Genomic DNA, 24,702 nt, shown 5'->3' with positions numbered 1-24,702 from the left:
GGATACGTGAGCGAAACTGTCTTGTCCAACACGGAACAACCCTCGGCGCCCGACGCGCCGCAAACTTCCACCGCCACGCCCTCCCGACGCTCCGGCAATGGCTTGGCACTGCTGGCCCTGTTGCTGGGTGCTGCCGGGGTCGCCGTGGGCGGCTGGGGCGTCTTGCAGGTGCGCCAGCTGCAAGGTAACGAGCAAGGGCAGGGCGAGCATCTGCAGGCCCTTGCTCAGCGTGCCGACGCGTTGCAACAACGCGAGCAGCAACTGACCGCGCAACTGGCCAGCCTGCCGGCCGCCAGCGAGCTGGAAGACCGCCGCCGCCTGGTGGCGCAACTGCAAGGCGACCAGCAGCGCCTGAGCCAACGCCTGGAAACCGTGCTCGGCGAGAGCCGCAAGGAATGGCGCCTGGCCGAGGCCGAGCACCTGCTGCGCCTGGCCACGCTGCGCCTGTCGGCGTTGCAGGACGTCACCAGCGCCAAAGCCCTGGTGGAGGGCGCCGACGAGATCCTGCGCGAGCAGAGCGACCCGGGCGCCTTCGCGGCCCGCGAGCAGCTGGCGCGCAGCCTGGCCACGCTCAACAGCACCCAGCAGCCGGACCGCACCGGCCTGTTCCTCAAGCTCGCCGCCCAGCGTGAGCTGGTGCAGCAACTCAGTGCCCAGTCACCGGAGTTCGCTGCCAACGCCGATGCCATGGGCGCCTTGACCGCCGACGGCGATGGCGCCAGCCGCTGGTCGCAGTGGTGGGCCGAGATTTCCAAGTACTTCCAGATCGAGTTCAACGCCGACGACAATGTGCGCCCGCTGCTTTCCGGGCAGTCGTTGAACCAGCTGCGCCTGGCCCTCAGCCTGACCATCGAGCAGGCCCAGTGGGCGGCGCTCAATGGTCAGGACAAGGTCTACAACCAGGCGCTGGATGACGCCCGCAGCGTGCTGCTGGCCAACTTCAACCCGGACAACCCGCAAAGCAAGGCCATGCTCGACAGCCTCAACCAGCTCGCCGAACAGCCGGTTTCGGTCGTGACCCCTGACCTGAGCGAGAGTCTGGCAGCCGTGCAGGCGTATATCCAACGTCGCCACCTGCCGGCCCCCGCCGAAGGGGCCAAGCCATGAAGCGCGCCTACCTGCTGGCGGTGCTGGCGATCGTGATCGCCGCGGCGCTGGGCATCGCCATTGCCAAGCACAGCGGCTACGTGCTGATCTCGTACGGTAGTTTCCGTTATCAGTCGGGCCTGTGGGCGGCGCTGGGTGCACTGGCCGGCATCGTCTTGCTGTTGCTGGTGCTGCGCTATTTGATTGGGTTGGTGCTGACCTCCACTGGCGTGGTCAACCCCTGGTCGCGCCGCAACCGCGTCCGCCGCGACCGCATCGCCATCGAGCAAGGCCAGCTGGACCTGGCCGAAGGTCGCTGGACCAGTGCCCAGCGCCATCTGCAGCGAGCCGCCGAGTCCGCGCGCCAGCCACTGCTGTACTACCTCGGCGCCGCTCGCGCGGCCAACGAGCTGGGCCGTGTCGAAGACCGCGACAACCTGCTGGAACGTGCCCTGGAGCGCCAGCCCCAGGCTGAGCTTGCCATTGCCCTGGCCCATGCCCAGTTGCAGATGGACCGTGGCGAGAGTGAAGGCGCCCTGGAGGCCCTGCTGGCTATGCAGGAGCGCTACCCGAACAACGCCCAGGTGCTGCGCCTGTTGCAGCGCCTGCATCTGGAACGCGGTGACTGGTCGGCGGTGATCCGCCTGCTGCCGGACCTGCGCAAGCACAAGGTGCTGCCGGCCAATGAACTGGCTGACCTCGAGCAGCGTGCCTGGGGCCAGAACCTCGGGCTGGCGGCGACTCGCGGCGAAGACCCTCAGGCGGCGCGCCAGGCGCTGGAGCGTGCCTGGCAGCAACTCACTGCTGCTCAGCGCCAGGAGCCCCAATTGGTATTGGCCTATGCCGAGCAATTGCGCCAGGTAGGCGCGCAGGGTGAAGCCGAACAGGTGCTGCGTGCGGCGCTCAAGCGCGCTTATGAAAGCCACCTGGCCCGTTTATATGGATTGGTGCGAGGTGATGATCCGGCGCGTCAGTTGCAGACAGCCGAAGGCTGGTTGAAGGAGCATCCGCAGGACCCTAGCCTGCTGCTCACCCTGGGTCGTCTGAGCTTGCAGAACCGGCTTTGGGGTAAGGCCCGGGATTACCTGGAAAGCAGCCTGCGCATGGAACGCAACCCAGAGGCGTGTGCCGAGTTGGCACGCCTGCTGGCGGGGCTGGGTGAGACCGAGCGCAGCAACCAGCTGTTCCAGGAAGGGCTGGGGCTGCTGGACGAGCGTTTGCTGGCGTTGCCGTTGCCTGAGGGCGTACGCGCCTGAGCTTGAGAATGTTGGGTTTCTCAAAGGGTTCGACGGGAGTGTTGCAGCGCCTATGAGATCGAGCGCCGCCCGCGCGGCGCATCGCGGCTGAAGCCGCTCCTACATTTGTTGCAACGTGCCGCACCTGTGAGGCCATGGTTGCCTTCACCGCGTGGCCCGAAACAAACCTGTAGGAGCGGATTCATCCGCGATGCGCCGCGCGGGCGGCGCTCGATCTAACTGACGCTGCAGCTCTACCGTCGGACCTTATTGCAGAATCCGCGCCGGCTCATCCGGTGGCAGGTTGTCCTGCCCCCGCGTCGGCCGGGTTTGCCCCGGTACCGAGCCACCCAGCTGTTCAGCCAACTGCTGCGCCACATCTTCCCCCAGCGCCTTCGACACGTCGCGCACCACCCGCGGGCGGTTCAGCGTCACGCTGCGGTCGCGGCTCTTCACCAGCTTGGTGTCCTGCCCTTCGCCCATGGCGGTGAACGCCGAAGTGATCTCGTAGGTGCGGGTGTTGATCAGGCTGAAGTCGGCGACCACGGTCAGGCCCAGTACCGCCGAGTAGCTGTCGGTGTGGTCCAGGGCGTTGATGTCTTCCTGGAAGTCGATGTCCGACAGGGTACCGAACAGCACGTAGTCGGCGCCCTTGAACGCACCGTTCTTGATGCGGCGGATCACGTCGTACACGTCTTCTTTCGAAGCGGCGGTGTAGGGTGTGCCCTGGACCAGCTGGAACATGCCGGTCTTGAGGATCTCACCCTTGATATCGCCACCGAACTTGCGCACTTCGGTCTGCTCGATGTAGCTGTTGAGGCTCTCGTACTCGCTGTAGCTGGACTGGCCGCTGGCGCTGTACAGGCTCGACTGGTGGCTGTTCTGTGCCTCGACGGTGTGGATGTACTCCTCCACCCGCTCCTGGTAGGCCAGGTCGGTCACTGCCACCTTGGGGGCCGCCTGGGCGCCGAACGCCCAGGCCAGGCCGATGATGGTCATCCATGCACGCATCGATCAGCGCTCCGTGGTCTTGCGGATTTCTTTCTCGTCCATCCACTCGGCCAGGCCGCTTTCCACGTCGATCAGCTGCAGGCTGAACTTGTAGAACACGTCCTTGTAGTCGCTGCTGCGCTTGACGATCGAGCTGATCGAGCCTTCCAGGCGGTACTTGGCGGCGATCATGTTGCCGGTCTTGGCCACGCTGTTCTTCTTGTACAGGCCGCTCTGGTTCTGCAGCTTGAGCTGGTCGACCTGGCTCTGCATCTCGGTGTTGTCGCTGGCGAAGCGGGCCGCGCCGGACTTCATCAGCTGGGTCTTGATCGAGGTGGTGATCTCGCGGGTATCGATGTACTCGCTGGTCTTGTTCTTCACGTCGTACACCTGCACCACCGGGCGGCCGTGCAGCACGCCGGACTGGGCCAGGGAGCGGGTCATGCTCTCGGCGATCATCTGCAGGTCGGTGGAGCCGAACTCGTTGGTGATCAGCTCGACGGCCTTGTTGTCGCCGTAGCTGATGTTCTTGCCACCGAGAACCGGGGAAGGGGTGCTGCAGCCGCTGACCAGGGCGATGGCGACGGCGGCGAGGGAAAGGCGTGCAAACATGGGAAATGCTCCTGAAAGGGGTTACCGGGTGTGGACTTCGAGGCGGAAGTCGGTGGCCTTGGGTGTCGGGGCGATGGCGGGCAGGTACTTGGCCTGCTTGCCGTACAGCGGCAGGGTTTTCCAGGACTCTTCGTCAGCCACCGGGAAACCGTCGTTGCCCAGCCAGGCAAAGCGGTAGTACAGGGTCTGGTTGCTGCGGCCGGTGTTGTTCAGCGCCACGTTGACGGTGAGGAAACCGTTCTCGCGGGCGACCCGCATCTGGCCGACCTCGATGTTGTCCAGCTGGCCCATGGTCACCACCTTGCTGGCGGCGCTGCCCGGGGCGGGGGGCGGGGTGGCACAGCCGGCCAGGAGGGCGACGGCGGCCAGGGCGAGGCATGTTCTGCGCATGATCGATCCTTGACTTACTTGAGGCTGGCCACGGCTTGCGCCGAGGCCTGTGGGGCGACTTCGATGGCCGGGCCGCCGGCGAACACGCGGTTGCCGACCACGCGCAGGCTGACCACCTGGTACGGGCGATCGACCTTCACGGTGACCTGGGTGCCACCGAGGCTCGACGGCAGGCTCAGGTGATGCTCGCCTTGCTTGAGGCGTACCCGGGCGACTTGGGTCTCGTTCGGCAGGGTGCGCCAGGTGCGGGTGTCGGCGCCTTCGAGCACGGTGCCGGCGATACCCACCACCAGGCCGGCCATGGGGTTGGCCTTGTTCAGGTTCTTCTGCGCCACGCCGCGGCTGATGGCGCGCACGCTGGTGCGCAGGATGATGCCGGGCATGTCGTCGCGCAGTGCGCGGCGCGACATGGCGCTGGTGCTGTTCAGCGCGGTCAGGGCCAGGGCCTTGTCGTTGAGCTGGATCTCGCCCAGGTGCGCGGTCGAGGTGTCGTCCTTGATGATCGGGAACGACAGCGGGGTGATCACCAGGTTGTTATCGATCGGCAGCGGCAGGGGGATGCGAATCGAGTCGCGGGCCGGCGCCAGGCCGGTCTGCACCACGATCAGCACATCGCTCTCGCCGGGCTTGGCGCTGTTCTTGTCGAGGTCGAGCAGGGCCTGCTCCAGCAGCGGGGTCTTCGGCCGCAGTTCGGCGGCCTTGCGGTAACCCGGCGCGGCCAGGCCTTTCTCGCCCAGGGCTTCATAGACGAAACCGGACAGGTAGTGGCTGAAGGCGCTCTGGTAGCTGTTCTTCAGGCCGACCACGTCAGGGGCGTCGAGGCTGGCGACCGGGTAGCCCTGCAGGTCCTTGTACTCGGTCTTGATGCCCTCTTTCTCGGCCTCTTCCTCGCGCTTGAGGTATTCCTTGTCGCGCAGCTCGGCGATGACCGCCTCGCGCTCGTGGGTCTTCTTGATTTCGGTGCGGGCACCGTCGAAGTCGTTCTGGGCCAGCAGGTTCAGGGCCATCTGCGTGGTCAGCATGACTTTTTCGTAGTCGTAGCCTTCGTAGCGGCGGACCTTGTCGTTGACCAGATAGCTGCCGAACTGGCTCAGGTACTTGTCGGTGTCGAGCTTGACCGACTCTTCCCACTGGAACACCACGCTGTCGGCCGCGCGCCAGGCGTCCTGGCTGCCCTTGAGGTCGCCCTTGGAGCGCAGCAGCTCACCTTTCTCGAAGTAATAGAGCAGGTCTTTCTGCTCGCCCTTGTTGTGGCTTTCCAGCAAGGCCAGGGCGGCATCGACGTTGCCGGCGGCCAGTTGCTGGTTGGTTTCCTGCAGTTCGCTGTCGTAGCTGCGGAATACCGAGCAGCCGGCGAGCTGCACGGCGGCGACCAGGGTCGCCAGAGTTAGAGCGCGGGATACCATCGGACTTCTTCTTTCCCTGAAACAGTTGAGCCGCTCAGGCGGGGGGCGGCAGATCCCTCTGTTCATCGCCAGAGCCTCTGGATGGAGGCGCCTTGATTGCAAATGGCTATTAATGCGGCGCGGGATTATACCCAAAGTGATAGTTAAGTGATGGCCAAATGATTCTTATTTTTTGCGTCATGTCGTCATACGGATAGCAAGCTGCCAAATTCGGATGTTGCAAGATTTTTCATGAAATCCGCCGCTGAGCCTTGAGCGATGGAGAGTGGAAGTGAACAATGTTCTCTTTCGTATTTCCGTCGAGATTGGCCATGATTTCCCGTTCCCGTCTTCTCGCCTTGCTGTTGTGGCCGCTACTGGCCCTGGGCAGTACCCTGGCACTGGCCGAGGCCCCGGCCGATGCGGCCAAGGCCCTGCATTTGCTGGACTACATCGGTGCCGACTATCCGCCGACGGTGCGTGACGGCAAGGTGGTGGACACGGGGGAATACCATGAGCAGCAGGAGTTCAGCGCGCTGCTGGCCGAGCTGGTCAGGGGGTTGCCGGCCAATGCCGAGCGCGCCGGGCTGGAGCAGGGCGTGCAGGTGCTGCGCCAGGCCATCGAGCAACGTCAGGACGGCAGCGCGGTTGCCCACCAGGCTCGCCAGTTGGGTGCGCGCCTGGCGGTGGCCTATGAAGTCAGCCAGGCCCCGGTGATCACCCCGGACGCGGCCCGTGGCGCGGCGCTGTATGCGCAGAACTGCTCGATCTGCCACGGCGACACCGGGCTGGGCGATGGTCCGGCAGGGGTCGGCCTGGAACCCGCGCCGGCCAACCTGCGCAACGCCGAGCGCCTGGACCAGCTCAGCCTGTTCGACCTCTACAACACCCTCGGCCTGGGCATCGACGGTACCGAAATGCCATCGTTCGCCGACCAGCTCGACGAGCGCCAGCGCTGGGACGTGGCCGCCTACATCGCCAGCTTCACCGCCGATCCGCAGGCGGCCAAGGGCGACAAGACCTGGAACATTGCCGACCTGGCCCGCCAGACCCCTGCCGAAATCGCCGCCAAGGAAGGCGCCGACGCCGTGCCGGCATTCCGTGCCCAGCGTGCCCAGCCGCCGCAGGTCAAGCGGGGCCCGGCGCAACTGCTCGACTACACCTCCAGCACTTTGGACAAAAGCCTGGCGGCCTACCGTGGCGGTGACCATGACCAGGCCTACGACCTGTCGGTGGCGGCGTACCTGGAAGGCTTCGAACTGGTGGAAAGCTCGCTCGACAACATCGACACCCAGGTGCGCAAGGACACTGAAAAGTCCCTGATGGCCTACCGTCAGTCGTTGCAGGACGGGCTGCCGCTGGCCCAGGCCGAGCAGCGCCTGGCCGAGGCCAAGGTCAAGCTTGCCCAGGCCGCCAAGCTGCTGGGCGGCGATGGCCTGAGCTGGTCATTGAGCTACATCTCCGGCCTGCTGATCCTGCTGCGCGAGGGCCTGGAGGCGATCCTGGTGCTGGCGGCGATCCTCGCCTTCCTGCGCAACACCGGCCAGCAGTCGGCGGTGCGCAGCGTCAACATCGGTTGGGGCCTGGCACTGCTCGCCGGTTTCGGCACCTGGGCCCTGGCAGCCTACGTGATCGACGTGGGTGGCGCGCAGCGTGAGCTGCTCGAAGGCTGCACGGCATTGTTCGCTTCGGTGATGGTGCTGTGGCTGGGGGTGTGGATGCACGACCGCCGCCACGCTGCCGCCTGGCAGAACTACATCAAGAGCAGCCTGGTCAGTGGCGGCGGGCGCTTCGGCTTCGCCTTGCTGGCGTTCTTCTCGGTGTACCGCGAGCTGTTCGAGGTGATCCTGTTCTACGAGACCTTGTGGCTGCAGGCCGGCCCGGCCGGGCACCAGGCGGTGCTGGCCGGTGGCGCCACGGCGTTGGTGGCGCTGGTGGGGCTGGCCTGGGTGATCCTGCGTGGTTCGGCCAAGCTGCCGCTGGCGTTGTTCTTCAGTATCAACGCCGGGCTGCTGTGCGCGTTGTCGGTGGTGTTCGCCGGGCATGGCGTCAAGGCGCTGCAAGAGGCCGGCGTGCTGGGCACGCGGCCGGTGGCGTTCTTCGAGTTCGACTGGCTGGGGATTCATGCCGATGCCTATTCGCTGGGGGCTCAGGCGGTGGCGTTGCTGGCGGTGATGTTCCTGTATGGGCGCAGCTGGCTGGCCGAGAAGCGCAGGGCGGCGGCCAGCTGAATCGGTGGTGGCCGATTCGCCGGCAAAGCCGGCTCCTACAGGTGCGGCGTTTATCTTGAGGATGACGCGGTCACTGTGGGGGCGGCTTGTGGCTGAACCTGCGACAATGGCCCTTCGCGAAACACAGGAACAACCCAAATGCGTGTATGGATCGATGCCGACGCCTGCCCCAAGGCAGCCAAGGACCTGATCGTCAAGTTCGCCCTCAAGCGCAAGCTAGAGGTGGTGATGGTCGCGGGCCAGCCACAGATCAAGCCGGCCTTCGCCTGCGTGCGGCTGATCGTGGTGCCCAGCGGCATGGACGCGGCCGACGATTACCTGGTGGAGAACGCCGTGCCCGGCGAGCTGGTGATCTGCAGCGACGTGCCGCTGGCCGACCGGCTGATCAAGAAGGGCGTGGCGGCGCTGGACCCGCGCGGGCGCGAGTTCGACGAGCGCAACATGGGCGAGCGCTTGGCGGTGCGCAACCTGTTCACCGAGCTGCGCGAGCAGGGGCAGGTGGGGGGTGGGCAGGCGCCCTATGGCGAGCGGGAGAAGCAGGCGTTCGCCAATGCCCTGGATCGGATCCTCAACCGGCTTTCCAAAGGCTGATTCGGTGGTGGTGCGGTTCGCCGGCAAGCCGGCTCCTGCGTGGATGGCGCTGTAGGAGCCGGCTTGCCGGCGAAGCGGCCTTACTGGTCACCCTCGTGGGTCAACTCCAGCACCCGGTCCACCAGCTTGTAGATGCCGCTGGCGGCTTCGCTGATCGACTTCGCCTCCATGTACGCCGGGGTGGTCACCAGCTTACGCTGCACATCCTCGACGATGTCATGCACATCGCATTCTTCATGGGTGCCACCCATCTTCACCACCGCCGCGCTGGTGCCGGCATCCTTGCCAATGGTGCAGACCACCCCCGGCCCATAGATCTTCGCCGCCAGCGCGGGCGAGATGCAGATCAGGCCGACCGGCTTGCAGGCATCGGCAAAGGCTTCGGCCAGGGCCAGCACATCGGGGTGCACGGTGCAGTTGGCGCCTTCGACGGCGAAGTTGGAGAGGTTCTTCGCCGCGCCAAAACCACCGGGCACGATCAAGGCATCGAAGTCCTTCGCGTCGGCCTCACGGATGTCCTTCACCTCGCCACGGGCAATGCGCGCCGACTCCACCAGCACATTGCGTGATTCGGGCATCTGTTCACCGGTGAGGTGGTCGATCACGTGCATCTGCGCGATGTTCGGGGCAAAACACTGCACTTGCGCGCCACGCTGGTCCAGGCGCAGCAGGGTGATCACGCTTTCGTGGATTTCGGCGCCGTCATACACACCACAGCCGGAAAGAATCACCGCAACTTTTTTCGTCATGCTCAATACTCCAGTGTCGAGGCGCTAAATGTCCTCTAGTTTGGCAGATGTATCCATGGGATTTGCCCCGCAGGCGGCCTAATCTTTGTGGATAACCTTGGAGGTGGCCGTTCATGGACCTGATTCTGCTGGCCGTGCCGTTCTTCTTCGTGCTGATCGCCGTGGAACTGATCGCCGACCGTGCGCGTGGCCAACGCAACTACCGCCTGGCCGACTCGATCAACAGCCTGAGCACCGGGGCGCTGTCGACCAGCACCGGGCTGCTGACCAAGGGCGTGGGGCTGGTCACCTACGCCCTGGCCCTGGAGCACCTGGCGCTGCTGCGCCTGCCCGCCGACGCCTGGTGGGTGTGGGTGGTGGCCTTCGTGCTCTACGACTTCTGCTACTACTGGCTGCACCGCCTCGGCCACGAGCGCAACATCCTCTGGGCGGCCCACTCGGTGCATCACCAGAGCGAGGAGTACAACCTCACCACCGCCTTGCGCCAGACCAGCAGCGGCTTCCTGTTCTCGTGGATCTTCTACCTGCCCCTGGCGTTGCTGGGCGTGCCGCTGGTGGTGTTCATCACCGTGGCCTCGCTGAACCTGCTTTACCAGTTCTGGGTGCACACCCGCCATGTGCCCAAGCTGGGCTGGCTGGAGTGGATCTTCATCACGCCGTCCAACCATCGCGTCCACCATGCGCAGAATCCTCTGTACTTGGATCGCAACTACGGCGGTGTGTTCATCCTCTGGGATCGCCTGTTCGGCACCTTCCAGGAAGAAGACGAGCGGGAGCCGGTGATCTTCGGCGTGACCACGCCCTTGGCCAGCTGGAACCCGCTGTGGGCCAACGTGCAGTTCTACGCGCAGTTGTGGAGTGATGCCCGGCTCACGTCCAGCTGGTGGGACCGGCTGCGTATCTGGTTCATGCCCACCGGTTGGCGCCCGGCGGACGTGGCGGCGGCCAGTCCACACCCCAAGCAGGACCTGGCGCGTTTTCGCAAGTTCGCCATCCCGCTGAGTGGCAGGCAGCAGCTGTATGTCACGCTGCAATTCGCGGTCTACGTGGCGTTGGGCAGCTACCTGATGGATAACGCCGGGCGCATGTCGCCCTCGGCCCTGGTGCTGGGCTGGACGTTGATGGCGTTCGGGCTGTTCGTGCTGGGCGCGGCCCTGGAAGACCGGCCCTGGGCAGGGCGCCTGGAGCTGGCGCGCCTGTTGTCGAATGCGCCGGCCCTGTACCTGGCCGGCACGCTGGGCTTAGTGCTGGTCACGCCCCTGGCGTGGTGGCTGCTCCTGGGCTACAGCCTGCTCAGCCTCGCTGGCCTCGCCTTCTGCCGCCGCGCGGCGCTCGGCGCGGATGTTGCGAAAACGCCGGCGCAGCCACAGCAGCAGGCCCAGCACCAGCAGGCCGCCGAGCACCCATAGCTCGTATTTCTTGATGCTGCCCAGCATGCCTTCGAGGATGGCGCCGAAGTGGTAGGCCGCCAGGCCCAGGGCCAGGGCCCAGACCGCGGCGCCAATGCCGTTGAGCAGCAGGTAGCGGCGCGGCGGGTAGCCGGACAGGCCGATGGCCACCGGCATCACCGTGCGCAGGCCATAGACGAAGCGGAAGCTCAGCACCCAGATGTCGGGGTGGCGGCGAATATGCTCCAGCGCCCGGTCGCCCATGGCCTGCCAGCGTGGCTTGCGGGCGAGGATCTTGCGCCCGTGGCGGCGGCCCATGAAGTACCACAGCTGGTCACCGGCATAGCTGCCGCAGAAGGCCACCGCGACCACCAGCTTGATATCCATGTATTCGCGGAACGCAAGAAAGCCCGCGAGCACCAGGATGGTCTCGCCCTCGAAGAACGTGCCGAGAAAAAGGGCAAAGTAGCCGAAATCGTTCAGGAATTGTTGAAGCATTTTCTGGCGTGCTGGCGAAATGAACGCGCAGCCTACCCCTTCGTGGGCGTTCGGGAAAGTGTCCAAATGTGTCTCGACGTGAACATTTCCTACAAGGACAATGACTGCGGCCACAAGTCGCAGGGTTGCCCTTGGGTGTAACACAGGCGTCATAATGGCCGCTTATAACTGTCGCGCTCGCCCGCCTGCGCGGGCTCAGGAGTCTGCCGTGAGCTTTACCCCCGCCAACCGTCTGTTTCCTGCCACCCGCCTGCGTCGCAACCGCCGGGACGAATTCTCCCGTCGCCTGGTTCGCGAAAACACCCTGACCGTCGATGACCTGATTCTTCCGGTATTCGTGCTGGACGGCGAGAACCGCCGTGAGGAAGTACCGTCCATGCCGGGCGTCGAACGCCTGTCGATCGACCTGCTGCTGGAAGCCGCACAGGGCTGGGTGGAGCTGGGCATTCCAGCGCTGGCGCTGTTCCCGGTGACGCCCACCGAGAAAAAGTCCCTCGACGGCGCCGAAGCCTGGAACCCGGACGGCATCGCCCAGCGCGCCACTCGCGCCCTGCGTGCCCGCTTCCCGGAGCTGGGGGTGATCACCGACGTGGCCCTGGACCCGTTCACCACCCACGGCCAGGACGGCATCCTCGATGAAGAGGGCTACGTCCAGAACGACATCACCGTCGACGCCCTGGTGCGCCAGGCCCTGTCCCACGCCGAAGCCGGCGCCCAGGTCGTCGCCCCGTCGGACATGATGGACGGCCGCCTCGGCGCAATCCGCGAGGCCCTGGAAGTGGCCGGCCACGTCAACGTGCGCATCATGGCCTACTCGGCCAAGTACGCCAGCGCCTACTACGGCCCGTTCCGCGACGCGGTCGGCTCGGCGCTGAACCTGGGCAAGGCCAACAAAGCCTCCTACCAGATGGACCCGGCCAACAGCGACGAGGCCCTGCACGAAGTGGCCCTGGACCTCGCCGAAGGCGCCGACATGGTCATGGTCAAGCCGGGCATGCCCTACCTGGACATCGTTCACCGGGTGAAGACCGAGTTCAAGGTGCCGACCTTCGTCTACCAGGTCAGCGGCGAGTACGCCATGCACATGGCGGCGATCCAGAACGGCTGGCTGAGCGAGGCCGTGATCCTCGAATCCCTCACTGCTTTCAAACGGGCAGGCGCTGATGGCATCCTGACCTATTTCGCCGTGCGTGCCGCTCAATTGATGAGAGGGCAGTAACGCCCTCCAGGAACGTCAGATGAATAATGAAGTGCTAACCCCTGTCGAGATCAAGGACGCCCAGGCCGTGCCCGAAGAGCTGGTACAGACCCCGCCCGACCTGCCCGCCGCCCCGGAGCCGGTAGTAGAGGCCGCCGCGCCTGTTCCGGCACCTGCGCCAGCGATCGCCGTGCCGAGCCTGGACGACAGCAGCCTGTACATTCATCGCGAGCTCTCGCAACTGCAGTTCAACATCCGCGTGCTGGAACAGGCGCTGGACGAGTCGTACCCGCTGCTCGAGCGCCTGAAGTTCCTGCTGATCTTCTCCAGCAACCTGGACGAGTTCTTCGAGATCCGCGTGGCGGGCCTGAAGAAACAGATCAACTTCGCCCGCGAACAGGCCGGCGCCGACGGCCTGCAGCCGCACCAGGCGCTGGCGCGCATCAGCGAGCTGGTGCATATCGAGGTGGATCGCCAGTACGCGATCCTCAACGACGTGCTGCTGCCGGAGCTGGAGAAGCATCAGATTCGCTTCATCCGCCGCCGCTACTGGACACCCAAGCTCAAGACCTGGGTGCGCCGCTACTTCCGCGACGAGATCGCGCCGATCATCACCCCGATCGGCCTCGATCCGACCCACCCATTCCCGTTGCTGGTGAACAAAAGCCTCAATTTCATCGTCGAGCTCGAGGGTGTCGACGCCTTCGGTCGCGACTCGGGCCTGGCGATCATCCCGGCGCCACGCCTGCTGCCGCGCGTCATCCGCGTGCCGGAAGAGGTCGGTGGCCCTGGCGACAACTACGTATTCCTGTCGTCGATGATCCACGCCCACGCCGACGACCTGTTCCAGGGCATGAAGGTCAAGGGCTGCTACCAGTTCCGCCTGACCCGCAACGCCGACCTGGCGCTGGATTCGGAAGAGGTCGACGACCTGGCCCGCGCCCTGCGTGGCGAGCTGTTCTCGCGCCGCTACGGCGATGCCGTGCGCCTCGAGGTGGCCGACACCTGCCCGAAACACCTCTCCGACTACCTGCTCAAGCAATTCAGCCTGAGCGAGAGCGAGCTGTACCAGGTCAACGGCCCGGTCAACCTGACCCGCCTGTTCAGCATCACCGGGCTCGACAGCCACCCGGAGCTGCAGTACACGCCGTTCACCCCGGCGATCCCCAAGCTGCTGCAGAATGCCGACAACATCTTCAGTGTGATCGGCAAGCAGGACGTGCTGCTGATGCACCCGTTCGAGTCGTTCACCCCGGTGATCGACCTGCTGCGCCAGGCCGCCAAGGACCCGCACGTGCTCGCGGTGCGTCAGACGCTCTACCGTTCGGGCGCCAACTCGGAGATCGTCGACGCCCTGGTGGACGCGGCGCGCAACGGCAAGGAGGTCACTGCGGTGATCGAACTGCGCGCGCGCTTCGACGAAGAGTCCAACCTGCAGATGGCCAGCCGCCTGCAGGCTGCCGGCGCGGTGGTGATCTATGGCGTGGTGGGCTTCAAGACCCACGCCAAGATGATGCTGATTTTGCGCCGCGAGCAGGGCGAGATCGTCCGTTACGCGCACCTGGGTACCGGCAACTATCACGCCGGCAACGCGCGCCTGTACACCGACTACAGCCTGCTGACCTCCGACGACGCCCTCACCGAGGACGTCGGCCGCCTGTTCAGCCAGCTGATCGGCATGGGCAAGACCCTGCGCATGAAGAAGCTGCTGCACGCCCCCTTCACCCTGAAGAAGGGCATGCTCGACATGATCGCCCGGGAGACCCAGTTCGCCCTGGACGGCAAGCCGGCGCACATCATCGCCAAGTTCAACTCGCTGACCGACGCCAAGATCATCAAGGCGCTGTACAAGGCCAGCCAGTCGGGCGTGCGCATCGACCTGGTGGTGCGTGGCATGTGCTGCCTGCGCCCAGGCATCGCCGGGGTGTCGCACAACATCCACGTGCGTTCGATCATCGGCCGCTTCCTGGAGCACACCCGGGTGTTCTACTTCCTCAACGGTGGCGAGGAGCAGATCTACCTGTCCAGCGCCGACTGGATGGAGCGCAACCTCGACAAGCGCGTCGAGACCTGCTTCCCGGTAGAGGGCAAGAAGCTGCTGCTGCGGGTGAAGAAGGAGCTGGAGGGGTATCTTACCGACAACACCCAGGCCTGGACCCTGCAGCCGGACGGGCGCTACGTGCGCAGCACGCCGACCGGCAACCAGAACCCGCGCAGTGCCCAGGCGACCTTGCTGGAGCGCCTGAGCAACCCGGTACTCAACGTTCGCTAGTGCCCATGCCTGGAGCCTGTAGGAGCNTGTAGGAGCCGGCCTTGCCGGCGAACACCGGCGCAGCCGGTGCCATGCACCGGACGTTACCTGACGCTAAGCACGAAACTGACCCGGGCCAGCCACTCCGCCTCGTTGGCGAAGTCGGCCTGGGTCAGCTGGTTCTGCTCCAGCCAACCCTCCGGGAACACCACATCGAGGCTGTCTTCGCCAGCTTGCAGCTCTACCTTGGGCATCTGCTGGGTGCCACGGATGTGGTGGAACAGGATGGCGAAACGCAGCAGCACGCACAGGCGCAGCAGCTTGATGCCTTCGTCACCCAGCTCGGCGAACTTGTCCTTGGGGATGTTACGACGATGGCCACGCACCAGCAGGGCCATCATCTGCTGGTCCTCGCGGGAGAAGCCGGACAGGTCGGAGTGCTCGATCAGGTAGGCGCCGTGCTTGTGGTAGTGGTAATGGGCGATATCAAGTCCGATTTCGTGGATTTTCGCCGCCCAGCCCAGCAGATCGCGCCAGTTTCCATCCTCCAGGTCCCACGCCTTGGCCACTTGGTCGAAGGCATGCAGCGCTTTGCGCTCCACGCGTGCGGCCTGGCCCTGGTCGACGTGGTAACGCTCCATCAACGAGTTCAGGGTGCGTTCGCGCACGTCTTCGTGGTGATGGCGGCCCAGCAGGTCGAACAGCACGCCTTCGCGCAGGGCGCCGTCGCAATGGTCCATGCGCGCCAGTTCCAGGGCATCGAAGATCGCTTCCAGGATCGCCAGGCCGGCCGGGAAGATCGCCCGGCGGTCCGGCTTGACCCCGTCGAAGTCGATCTTGTCGGTCTCGCCCAGCTTGAACAGCTTGCGCTTGATGGTCGCCAGCCCTTCGGCATTGACCTCACCATTGCCCTGGCCAATGGACTTGATTGCCGCGCCAATGGCGCGAATGGTGCCCGAGGAGCCGATGGCTTCGTCCCAGGTCAGGCGGTGCAGGGCGTTCTCGATGCTCATCAGCTCCAGGCGCGCGGCGGTGTAGGCCTGGGCGTAGCGCGCTGGGGTGACCTTGCCATCGCGGAAGTAGCGCTGGGTGAAGCTCACGCAGCCCATCTGCAGGCTTTCGCGCAGCAGCGGCTCGAAGCGCTGGCCGATGATGAACTCGGTGCTGCCGCCGCCGATGTCGGCGACCAGGCGCTTGCCTGGATTGTCGGCCAGGGTGTGGGAGACGCCGAGGTAGATCAGGCGCGCCTCTTCGCGGCCGGAGATGACCTCGACCGGGTGGCCGAGGATGGCTTCGGCGCGTTGAATGAATTCGTTGCGGTTGCGCGCTTCGCGCAGGGCGTTGGTGCCGACGATGCGCACCGAACCCGCGGGCATGCCGTTGATCAGTTGGGCGAAGCGCTTGAGGCACTCCAGGCCCCGCTGCATGGCCTCTTCGCTGAGCCTGCGCTCCTCGTCGATACCGGCGGCGAGCTGAACCTTTTCTCCGAGCCTCTCTAGAATGCGGATTTCCGTGTGATGGGCCTTGGCCACCACCATGTGGAAGCTGTTGGAGCCCAGGTCGATGGCGGCGATCAGAGACAGGTTCTTCGCGGTGGTTTGCGGCATGGTCTGGAGGTTCTCGGTCGTTAACCCGGCAATCGTGCCACGATCGTGGCCATCCGCCAACGCGCGGCGCTGCAAGGCTTGATGCATGGCAAGGTCATGGCAATGTTATGGCAGCGACATGACGGTTTCGATTCGAGGGGTCTTGCACAACTATAGTTACACTCAATCGTCCGTGGCTTCCTGTCGCGCCAGGGTGCCGCTATGATGGGCAACGTTTTTTATTGCTTACGACCTTGGAGATTTCCATGAGCGACAAAATCAAACACGTCACCGACGCCAGCTTCGAAGCCGACGTACTCAAGGCCGAAGGCGCGGTGCTGGTCGACTACTGGGCTGAATGGTGCGGCCCATGCAAGATGATCGCTCCGGTACTGGACGCCATCGCCGAAGACTACGCAGGCAAGCTGGTCGTCGCCAAGCTGAACATCGACGAAAACCAGGAAACCCCGGCCAAGCACGGCGTGCGCGGCATCCCGACCCTGATGCTGTTCAAGAACGGCAACGTCGAGGCCACCAAGGTCGGCGCCCTGTCGAAATCGCAGCTGCAGGCGTTCATCGACGCCAACCTGTGATGTGAAAAAGCCCCGCAAATGCGGGGCTTTTCTTTGCCTTCTGTGGGAAATATCGGCGCAAGCAGGCTCGCCCCACGATATCGCCCCTCCCGGTAAAAACCTGTCGATATGTGTGGCTAAAACCACTAGACGTCGAAAAAATCAAGTGTTACATTCGGCCTCGCACTGACCCTTTCAGTGCCCTCTGCACGCCGTCGCCGAAGCATCCCTAATTCGAATCAGTACGCGATCTTGTCGCCATCTAGCGGCGCGGCCTCATTAAGCCAAATGCTTACTCTCTCCCTTCTTACATGATTACGTCACTCCCCTTATGAACCTGACAGAACTCAAGCAAAAGCCGATTACCGATCTTTTGGAAATGGCCGAACAGATGGGCATCGAAAACATGGCCCGTTCGCGCAAACAGGACGTGATTTTCGCCCTGCTGAAAAAGCATGCGAAAAGCGGCGAAGAGATCTCGGGTGACGGCGTGCTGGAGATTCTCCAGGATGGTTTCGGTTTCCTGCGTTCGGCGGATGCCTCCTACCTGGCCGGCCCTGACGACATATACGTGTCGCCCAGCCAGATCCGCCGCTTCAACCTGCGCACCGGCGACACCATCGTCGGCAAGATCCGTCCACCGAAGGAAGGTGAGCGTTACTTCGCCCTGCTCAAAGTTGACACCATCAACTTCGACCGTCCGGAAAACGCCAAGAACAAGATCCTGTTCGAAAACCTGACGCCACTGTTCCCCAACAAGCGCCTGAAGATGGAAGCCGGCAATGGTTCCACCGAAGACCTCACCGGTCGCGTCATCGACCTGTGCGCCCCGATCGGCAAAGGCCAGCGTGGCCTGATCGTCGCTCCGCCGAAAGCCGGTAAGACGATCATGCTGCAGAACATCGCGGCGAACATCACCCGCAACAACCCCGAGTGCCACCTGATCGTTCTGCTGATCGACGAGCGCCCGGAAGAAGTGACCGAGATGCAGCGCACCGTGCGCGGCGAAGTGGTCGCCTCCACCTTCGACGAGCCGCCGACCCGCCACGTGCAGGTCGCCGAAATGGTCATCGAGAAGGCCAAGCGCCTGGTCGAGCACAAGAAGGACGTGGTTATCCTGCTCGACTCGATCACCCGTCTGGCCCGTGCCTACAACACCGTGATCCCGAGCTCCGGCAAGGTGCTGACCGGTGGTGTCGACGCCCACGCCCTGGAGAAGCCAAAGCGTTTCTTCGGTGCCGCGCGCAACATCGAGGAAGGTGGTTCGCTGACCATCATCGCCACCGCGCTGGTCGAGACCGGCTCGAAGATGGACGAAGTGATCTACGAAGAGTTCAAGGGTACCGGCAACATGGAGCTGCCCCTGGACCGTCGTATCGCTGAAAAGCGTGTGTTCCCGGCCATCAACATCAACAAGTCCGGTACCCGCCGCGAAGAGCTGCTGACCGCCGACGACGAACTGCAGCGCATGTGGATCCTGCGCAAGCTGCTGCACCCGATGGACGAGATCGCCGCCATCGAGTTCCTGGTCGACAAGCTCAAGCAGACCAAGACCAACGATGAGTTCTTCCTGTCGATGAAGCGCAAGTAAGCTTACAGATCAGGCTGTAACGGGGGCTGCTTCGCAGCCCATCGCGGCTGAAGGCCGCTCCTACACGGGTTCTGCATACGCCGACCCTTGTAGGAGCGGCCTTCAGCCGCGATGGGGCGCGAAGCGGCCCCGTTTCATTTTTGCCCCCAAACAAGGCGTGAACGGCGCTACACTCTGCCCCCCGACCGATACGCCCAACACGAGGCCCTTGCATGCAGTATCGCGATTTGCGCGACTTCATCCGTGGCCTGGAACAGCGCGGTGAACTCAAGCGCATCCAGGTTCCCATCTCCCCTGTCCTGGAAATGACCGAAGTCTGCGACCGCACCCTGCGCGCCAAGGGCCCGGCATTGCTGTTCGAAAAGCCCACCGGCTTCGACATCCCGGTGCTGGGCAACCTGTTCGGCACTCCCGAGCGCGTGGCCATGGGCATGGGCGCCGAATCGACCGAGGAGCTGCGTGAAATCGGCAAGCTGCTGGCGTTCCTCAAGGAGCCAGAGCCACCGAAAGGCTTGAAGGACGCCTGGTCGAAGCTACCCATCTTCAAGAAAGTCGTGTCGATGGCACCGAAAGTGGTCAAGGACGCGGTGTGCCAGGAGATCGTGGTCGAAGGCGACGATGTCGACCTGTCGCAACTGCCGATCCAGCATTGCTGGCCGGGCGACGTGGCACCGCTGATCACCTGGGGCCTGACCGTCACCCGTGGCCCGAACAAGGACCGCCAGAACCTGGGCATCTACCGCCAGCAGGTGATCGGCCGCAACAAGGTCATCATGCGTTGGCTGAGCCACCGCGGTGGCGCCCTGGACTACCGCGAATGGTGCCAGAAGCACCCCGGCCAGCCTTTCCCGGTGGCCGTGGCCCTGGGCGCGGACCCTGCGACCATCCTGGGCGCGGTCACTCCGGTACCGGACACCCTCTCCGAATACGCCTTCGCCGGCCTCCTGCGTGGCAACCGCACCGAGCTGGTCAAATGTCGAGGCAACGACCTGCAGGTGCCGGCCACCGCCGAGATCATCCTCGAAGGTGTGATCCACCCGGGCGAGATGGCCCCGGAAGGCCCATACGGCGACCACACCGGCTATTACAACGAGGTGGACAGCTTCCCGGTGTTCACCGTCGAGCGCATCACCCACCGGCAGAAGCCGATCTACCACAGCACCTACACCGGCCGTCCGCCAGATGAGCCGGCGATCCTCGGCGTGGCGCTGAACGAAGTGTTCGTGCCTATCCTGCAGAAACAGTTCCCCGAGATTGTCGACTTCTACCTGCCCCCGGAAGGCTGTTCGTACCGCATGGCGGTGGTGACCATGAAAAAGCAGTATCCAGGCCACGCCAAGCGCGTGATGCTGGGTGTGTGGTCGTTCCTGCGACAGTTCATGTACACCAAGTTCGTTATCGTCACCGACGACGATATCAATGCCCGCGACTGGAATGATGTGATCTGGGCCATCACCACGCGCATGGACCCCAAGCGTGATACGGTGATGATCGACAACACGCCCATCGACTACCTCGACTTCGCGTCGCCGGTGTCGGGGCTGGGGTCGAAGATGGGCCTGGACGCCACGCACAAGTGGCCGGGCGAAACTACGCGCGAATGGGGCCGGGTCATCGTCAAGGACGAGGCCGTCACCCGCCGTATCGATGAGCTGTGGGACCAGTTGGGAATAGATTGATGCAGGTGACCTTGCAGCCTTCCGGGGCAGTATTGGCGGTGGAACCCGGGGAAAGGATTCTGGATGCGGCGCGGCGGCTGGGTTACGACTGCCCGAGCAGTTGCCGTAATGGCAACTGCCATGTCTGTGCCGCGTTGCTGGTGGAAGGGCGCGTGCGCCAGGAGGGCGTGGTCCGTGATCACGGCGAGCTGTTCACTTGCATCGCCGAGCCTCTGGAGGATTGCGTGGTGCTCTGGGATGGTGTGCTGGCCCTGGGCGAACTACCGGTGCGCAAGCTGGCCTGCACCGTGAGCGAGTGCGTCGAAGTGGGTGGTGACGTCTGGCGCGTGCGCCTGCGTGCCCCGGCTGGCAAGCCACCGCGCTATCACGCCGGGCAGTACCTGATGATCGAGCGCGAGGGCGCCGACAAGGCCGCGTTCTCCCTGGCCTCGGCACCCCACGGTGGCCGTGACCTGGAGCTGCATGTGCTGGCGCGTGAGAGCAGCGCGGTGCAGCTGATCGCGCAATTGCAGCGCAATGGCATCGCGCGTATCGAGCTGCCGTTCGGCGACGCCCACCTGGCCGAGCTGCCGGATGGCCCGTTGGTGCTGATTGCCGCAGGCACCGGCATGGGCCAGATGCACAGCCTGGTCGAGCATTGCCGCGCCAATGGCTTCAAGTACCCTGTGCACCTCTACTGGGGTGTGCGCCGGCCCGAGGACTTCTACGAAATCGAGCACTGGGACGAGTGGCAGCGCCTGCCCAACCTGTTCCTGCACAAGGTCGTCAGCGACCTGTGCGGTTGGGAAGGGCGCTGCGGCCTGCTGCACGAAGCCGTGTGCGAGGACATCGGCGACCTGAACCAGGTCCATGTCTATGCGAGCGGCTCGCCGAACATGGTCTATGCCACCCTCGATGCGTTGGTCGAGGCCGGCATGGATGCTCACCGCATGCGCGCCGACGTGTTTGCCTACGCACCGCGCGGTTGATCGAGACACGGCACGCTGCAAGGGTGTGCCGTTTTTTATAACCAACTTTTTTCGGTTGATTATATGGCGGGAATTATTGCCGGTACGGTTGATAACTGTCGCTATACTCGAAACATTAGTTTCCGTTCGGCGGGCGACTGAATGAAACTTTGACTTCGGGCTTGAGCCGCACCTGTATTCTGCCTTACGTTAGGCACCAGGGCCTTCGCGGCTAAAGCCGCTCCTACAGGAATTGCGCAGGCCTCTGTAGGAGCGGCTTCAGCCGCGAATACGTCCGCACAGGCACTGTAAGTATCACAGTAGAACCGGCACTCTGGCAGTTCACAGGAATTATGGCGGCAGTTTATGTCGGCACTTGAAAGTTTATCCTGGCAGGTCGCATATCCCCCCTCGCTCGACTTCGGGCAACAGTTGACCCGCGAGCAATTACAACAGTCGATGAATGTCACCCTGTCACAGCACATGGGCGGCCCGGTGTGGTTGTTCGCCTATGGCTCATTGATCTGGCGGCCCGAATGCCATTCGGTGGAACGCCAGCGGGCACGGGTGCATGGTTATCACCGTGGGCTCTACCTCTGGTCCCACGAACATCGCGGCACCCCGGAATGCCCTGGGCTGGTGTTCGGCCTGGATCGTGGCGGCTCCTGCAGCGGCTTCGCCTACCGGCTGGACGACAGCAACCTGGAAGATTCGCTGATGGCCCTGTGGCAACGCGAGATGCCCTATCCGGCCTACCGGCCGCATTGGCTGAGCTGCCGCTTGAGCGATGGCAGCAAGGTACAGGCGCTGGGCTTCGTGCTGGAGCGGCACTTGCCCTGTTATGCCGGGAATCTGCCGGACACTTTGCTGAGCCAGATCCTGGCCAGCGCCAAGGGCCGCTACGGCACGACACGGGATTATGTGGAGCAGACCCTCAACGCCCTGCGCAGCCACCAGATGCCGGATCGCAACCTGGAGGCGCGGTTCAGGCGCTGCCACAACCTGCGTGAAGTCTGAGAGGTTCGCCGGCCAGCACTGCCTGCTGTAGGCGCCGGCTTGCCGGCGAACCCATCTACCTGGCCACCACCACCAGCTTGCCCACCGCCTGGCGTTGCGCGAGCCGCTCGATCGCCGCGCCCCCTTCGGCCAACGGATAGGTCTGCGACACCAACGGCTTCAACTTGCCCTCGGCGTGCCAGGCAAACAGCTGGTGGAAGTTTCTCGCATTGTCCTCCGGCTGACGCTGGGCGAACGCGCCCCAGAACACCCCGATCACTGCCGCGCCCTTGAGCAGCGCCAGGTTCACCGGCAACTGCGGGATCGTGCCGCTGGCAAAGCCCACCACCAGCAACCGCCCGTTCCACGCCAGCCCGCGCACGGCCTGGTCGAACAACTCGCCACCGACCGGGTCGTAGACCACATCCACGCCCTGGCCACCGGTCAGGCGCTTGATCTCATCCTTCAGGCTGGCCTGGCTGTAATCGATCAGCTCATCGGCCCCGGCAGCCTTGGCTACCGCGAGCTTCTCGGCGCTGCTGGCCGCGGCGATCACCCGCGCGCCAAGGGCCTTGCCGATTTCCACCGCCGCCAGCCCCACGCCACCCGAGGCGCCGAGCACCAGCAAGGTCTCGCCGGCCTTGAGCTGGCCGCGCTGGGCCAGCGCGTGCATCGACGTGCCGTAGGTCATGCCGAAGGCGGCGGCGGTGGTGAAGTCCATGCCGGCCGGGATCGGCAGCACGTTGTAGTGCGGCACCGCCACCTGCTCGGCGAACGCGCCCCAGCCGGTCAGGGCCATGACCCGGTCGCCCACCTTGAACGCACCGGCCTTCTCGCCGACCGCCGCCACTACGCCAGCCGCTTCGCCACCGGGTGAGAACGGCAGTGGCGGCTGGAACTGATACTTGCCCTCGATGATCAGGGTGTCGGGGAAGTTGACCCCGGCGGCATGCACGTCGAGCAGAATCTCGTTCTTCTTCGGCGTGGGGCTGGCGACCTCTTCCAGGACCAGGTCCCGCGCCGGGCCCAGGGCTTTGCACAACAAGGCTTTCATCAGGGCTATTCCTTTGCGTGTGGTGGCCGATAAGTGTAGGAGGGCCGTGACTGCGGTCAACGAGCATGGCCCGCCCTGATGAGCCGGCATAAGCCCGGGCTTGGGTTTGGCTGGCGCGCTGGGTAAGCTGGCGCCAACTGTATTGAGGAGCGAATTCGTGAAAGCGTGGATCTTGATGGTGCTGGCCCTGATGCTGCCAGCGGCGGCAATGGCCGAGGAAGCCAAGGAAGGGGAGCCGAAGGTGTCCTACATCACCCTGAGCCCGCCCTTTGTCGGCAACTACGCGCTCGACGGTGGCCCGAAGCTGCGGGTGTACAAGGCCGACGTGGCCCTGCGCGTCACCGGCGATACCGCCGCCGCCGCGGTCAAGCACCACGAGCCGTTGATCCGCAACCAGCTGGTGGCGCTGTTCACCCAGCAGGGCGTGGACAACATGAGCAATGTCGAAGCCAAGGAAAAACTGCGCCAGGAAGCCCTGAAGCAGGTGCAGCAGGTGATGGAGTCCGAAGAGGGCAAGCCGATTGTCGAGGACCTGCTGTTCAACAACCTGATCGTGCAGTGATCAGGCGGCGAGGCTGCGGCGAAAGCGCAGCAACGCCACGCTGAAGAACACCAGGCCAATCACGGCCAGGGCCAGCACGTCTGGCCACACCACGCTCAGCCCGGCGTCGCGGAACAGGATCGCCGCGCCCAGGCTGACGAAGTGGGTCGAGGGCGAGCCCTGCATGACCCACTGCAGCCACTGCGGCATGCTGTCCAGCGGCGTGCTGCCCCCCGAGAGCAGCAGCATCGGGATGATCACCGGGATCGCCAGCAGGCCGAACTGCGGCGTCGAACGCGCCAGGGTGGCAAGGAAGATCCCCAATGCCGTGCTGGCGAACAGGTACAGCGCGGTTACCCCCAGGAACAGCCCCAGCGAGCCCGCGAGCGGAACGCCCAGCGCGCCCTTGACCACCACCTCCAGCGAAACCCAGGTGCACAGCACCACCACCAGGGCGTTGCTGCCGATCTTCGCCAACATGATTTCCAATGCCGTCAGCGGCAGCACCAGCAAGTGATCGAGGGTGCCATGCTCGCGTTCGCGCAGCAGCGCGGTGCCGGTGAGCACGATGGCGAGGATGGTGATGTTGTTGACGATCTGGATCACCGCCAGGAACCAGCCCCCCTCCAGGTTGGGGTTGAACAGTGCCTTGGGGTTGATCAACGCGGGGCTGGTGGCGCTGCGGTCGGCGTATTCGAGCAGTTCGCGCTCGAAGATCCGGCCGATGTAACCGGCGCCCATGAACGCCTGGCTCATGGCCGTGGCATCGACGTTGACCTGCAGCTCCGGCGAGCGCCCGGCCAGCAGGTCGCTCTGGAAATTCACTGGCACATTGATGACGAAGGTGTACTGGCCGCTGTCCATGGCCTGGTCCAGGCGGTCGGCTGGCAGGGCCACGGCGGGCTGGAACTCGGGTGGTTGCAGTGACTCGGCGAGCTTGCGCGACAGCGCGCTGCGGTCTTCGTCGACCACCGCCACGCTGGCGTTGTGCACGCCGATCACCGAGCCTGCGGCAGGCATGTAGATCGCCACGCTGAAGGCGTATAGCAGGAACAGCAGCAACACGCTGTCGTGACGCAGGCTGGTCAGCTCTTTCAGGCCCAGGCGCAAGGTGTGCGAGATCCGGCTCATC

Annotated in this window: 21 protein-coding genes and 1 pseudogene; 13 read left to right on the top strand and 9 right to left on the bottom strand. The window is 64.5% G+C overall.

Annotated elements, in window-relative coordinates:
• Positions 1–6: 6 nt before the first annotated feature.
• Positions 7–1,107, top strand: a complete 1,101-nt coding sequence (locus tag P5705_RS19875; protein ID WP_277462648.1) for a uroporphyrinogen-III C-methyltransferase — start codon at positions 7–9, stop codon at positions 1,105–1,107.
• Positions 1,104–2,342, top strand: a complete 1,239-nt coding sequence (locus P5705_RS19870) for a heme biosynthesis protein HemY (protein ID WP_277462647.1) — start codon at positions 1,104–1,106, stop codon at positions 2,340–2,342. Before P5705_RS19875 ends, P5705_RS19870 begins: the two co-directional genes overlap by 4 nt.
• 246 nt (positions 2,343–2,588) lie before the next feature.
• Here the strand turns inward: P5705_RS19870 and P5705_RS19865 are convergent, their stop codons facing one another.
• Genes P5705_RS19865 through P5705_RS19850 form a run of 4 tightly spaced genes read right to left on the bottom strand, consistent with a single transcriptional unit; the run spans position 2,589 to position 5,719 of the window.
• Complete coding sequence (locus P5705_RS19865; protein ID WP_277462646.1) at positions 2,589–3,332, bottom strand: penicillin-binding protein activator LpoB; 744 nt, start codon at positions 3,330–3,332, stop codon at positions 2,589–2,591.
• Between the two features lie 3 nt (positions 3,333–3,335).
• Positions 3,336–3,923 (bottom strand): penicillin-binding protein activator LpoB, encoded by a 588-nt coding sequence (lpoB, locus tag P5705_RS19860; protein WP_277462645.1) that lies wholly within the window; start codon positions 3,921–3,923, stop codon positions 3,336–3,338.
• 21 nt (positions 3,924–3,944) lie between these two features.
• Positions 3,945–4,313, bottom strand: a complete 369-nt coding sequence (locus P5705_RS19855) for a YcfL family protein (RefSeq protein ID WP_011536319.1) — start codon at positions 4,311–4,313, stop codon at positions 3,945–3,947.
• A 14-nt stretch (positions 4,314–4,327) separates the two neighbouring features.
• Positions 4,328–5,719, bottom strand: a complete 1,392-nt coding sequence (locus P5705_RS19850) for a COG3014 family protein (RefSeq protein ID WP_277462644.1) — start codon at positions 5,717–5,719, stop codon at positions 4,328–4,330.
• A 278-nt stretch (positions 5,720–5,997) separates the two neighbouring features.
• Here P5705_RS19850 and P5705_RS19845 point away from each other — a divergent pair, with 278 nt between their 5' ends.
• The gene (locus P5705_RS19845) at positions 5,998–7,929 is read left to right on the top strand and encodes a cytochrome c/FTR1 family iron permease (protein WP_277462643.1); all 1,932 of its coding nucleotides are present in this window, start codon (positions 5,998–6,000) and stop codon (positions 7,927–7,929) included.
• A 138-nt stretch (positions 7,930–8,067) separates the two neighbouring features.
• Positions 8,068–8,520 (top strand): YaiI/YqxD family protein, encoded by a 453-nt coding sequence (locus P5705_RS19840; protein WP_277462642.1) that lies wholly within the window; start codon positions 8,068–8,070, stop codon positions 8,518–8,520.
• Positions 8,521–8,600: 80 nt separating this feature from the next.
• On the opposite strand, the gene elbB is transcribed toward P5705_RS19840, so the two are convergent.
• Positions 8,601–9,269, bottom strand: a complete 669-nt coding sequence (gene elbB, locus P5705_RS19835; protein ID WP_277462641.1) for an isoprenoid biosynthesis glyoxalase ElbB — start codon at positions 9,267–9,269, stop codon at positions 8,601–8,603.
• A 113-nt stretch (positions 9,270–9,382) separates the two neighbouring features.
• Between elbB and P5705_RS19830 the strand changes: the two are divergent.
• Positions 9,383–10,009 (top strand): annotated as a pseudogene (locus P5705_RS19830) (sterol desaturase family protein); the annotation flags it as partial.
• A gap of 501 nt (positions 10,010–10,510) precedes the next feature.
• On the opposite strand, the gene P5705_RS19825 reads toward P5705_RS19830, so the two are convergent.
• Positions 10,511–11,155, bottom strand: a complete 645-nt coding sequence (locus tag P5705_RS19825; RefSeq protein WP_011536313.1) for a DedA family protein — start codon at positions 11,153–11,155, stop codon at positions 10,511–10,513.
• Positions 11,156–11,363: 208 nt separating this feature from the next.
• Between P5705_RS19825 and hemB the strand changes: the two genes are divergently transcribed.
• Together hemB and ppk1 are read left to right on the top strand one after the other, a co-directional pair.
• Positions 11,364–12,374, top strand: coding sequence for a porphobilinogen synthase (gene hemB / locus P5705_RS19820; RefSeq protein ID WP_011536312.1), 1,011 nt, complete (start codon positions 11,364–11,366; stop codon positions 12,372–12,374).
• Between the two features lie 19 nt (positions 12,375–12,393).
• Entirely contained in the window at positions 12,394–14,625 is a 2,232-nt protein-coding gene (ppk1, locus tag P5705_RS19815; RefSeq protein ID WP_277462640.1) for a polyphosphate kinase 1, read from the top strand.
• An 83-nt stretch (positions 14,626–14,708) separates the two neighbouring features.
• Here ppk1 and ppx read toward each other — a convergent pair whose 3' ends face one another.
• Positions 14,709–16,211, bottom strand: a complete 1,503-nt coding sequence (gene ppx / locus P5705_RS19810; RefSeq protein WP_277462675.1) for an exopolyphosphatase — start codon at positions 16,209–16,211, stop codon at positions 14,709–14,711.
• Between the two features lie 245 nt (positions 16,212–16,456).
• Between ppx and trxA the strand changes: the two genes are divergently transcribed.
• The 5 genes from trxA (at position 16,457) to P5705_RS19785 (ending at position 21,996) form a co-directional block, all read left to right on the top strand.
• A complete protein-coding gene (trxA, locus tag P5705_RS19805; protein WP_011536309.1) occupies positions 16,457–16,783 on the top strand; it encodes a thioredoxin TrxA in 327 nt (108 codons plus the stop codon).
• Between the two features lie 310 nt (positions 16,784–17,093).
• Complete coding sequence (rho, locus tag P5705_RS19800; RefSeq protein WP_011536308.1) at positions 17,094–18,353, top strand: transcription termination factor Rho; 1,260 nt, start codon at positions 17,094–17,096, stop codon at positions 18,351–18,353.
• A gap of 212 nt (positions 18,354–18,565) precedes the next feature.
• On the top strand, positions 18,566–20,032 hold the full coding sequence (gene ubiD / locus P5705_RS19795) for a 4-hydroxy-3-polyprenylbenzoate decarboxylase (RefSeq protein ID WP_011536307.1): 1,467 nt from the start codon (positions 18,566–18,568) through the stop codon (positions 20,030–20,032).
• On the top strand, positions 20,032–21,000 hold the full coding sequence (locus P5705_RS19790) for a CDP-6-deoxy-delta-3,4-glucoseen reductase (protein ID WP_011536306.1): 969 nt from the start codon (positions 20,032–20,034) through the stop codon (positions 20,998–21,000). The genes ubiD and P5705_RS19790 overlap by 1 nt, the downstream gene beginning before the upstream one ends.
• 345 nt (positions 21,001–21,345) lie before the next feature.
• Positions 21,346–21,996: a gamma-glutamylcyclotransferase gene (locus P5705_RS19785; RefSeq protein ID WP_277462639.1), complete on the top strand. Its 651-nt coding sequence runs from the start codon at positions 21,346–21,348 to the stop codon at positions 21,994–21,996.
• Positions 21,997–22,051: 55 nt separating this feature from the next.
• Here the strand turns inward: P5705_RS19785 and P5705_RS19780 are convergent, their stop codons facing one another.
• Complete coding sequence (locus P5705_RS19780) at positions 22,052–23,029, bottom strand: NADPH:quinone oxidoreductase family protein (protein WP_277462638.1); 978 nt, start codon at positions 23,027–23,029, stop codon at positions 22,052–22,054.
• 157 nt (positions 23,030–23,186) lie between these two features.
• On the opposite strand from P5705_RS19780, the gene P5705_RS19775 reads away from it, so the two are divergent.
• Complete coding sequence (locus P5705_RS19775) at positions 23,187–23,591, top strand: flagellar basal body-associated protein FliL (RefSeq protein ID WP_213658824.1); 405 nt, start codon at positions 23,187–23,189, stop codon at positions 23,589–23,591.
• Here P5705_RS19775 and P5705_RS19770 read toward each other — a convergent pair whose 3' ends face one another.
• On the bottom strand, positions 23,592–24,701 hold the full coding sequence (locus P5705_RS19770) for an ABC transporter permease (RefSeq protein ID WP_277462637.1): 1,110 nt from the start codon (positions 24,699–24,701) through the stop codon (positions 23,592–23,594). It lies immediately after the preceding gene.
• Position 24,702 lies beyond the last annotated feature (1 nt).

Source organism: Pseudomonas entomophila (assembly GCF_029478665.1).
Taxonomy (GTDB): Bacteria; Pseudomonadota; Gammaproteobacteria; order Pseudomonadales; family Pseudomonadaceae; genus Aquipseudomonas; species Aquipseudomonas entomophila_F.
This window is presented reverse-complemented; position numbering and strand designations above follow the sequence as displayed.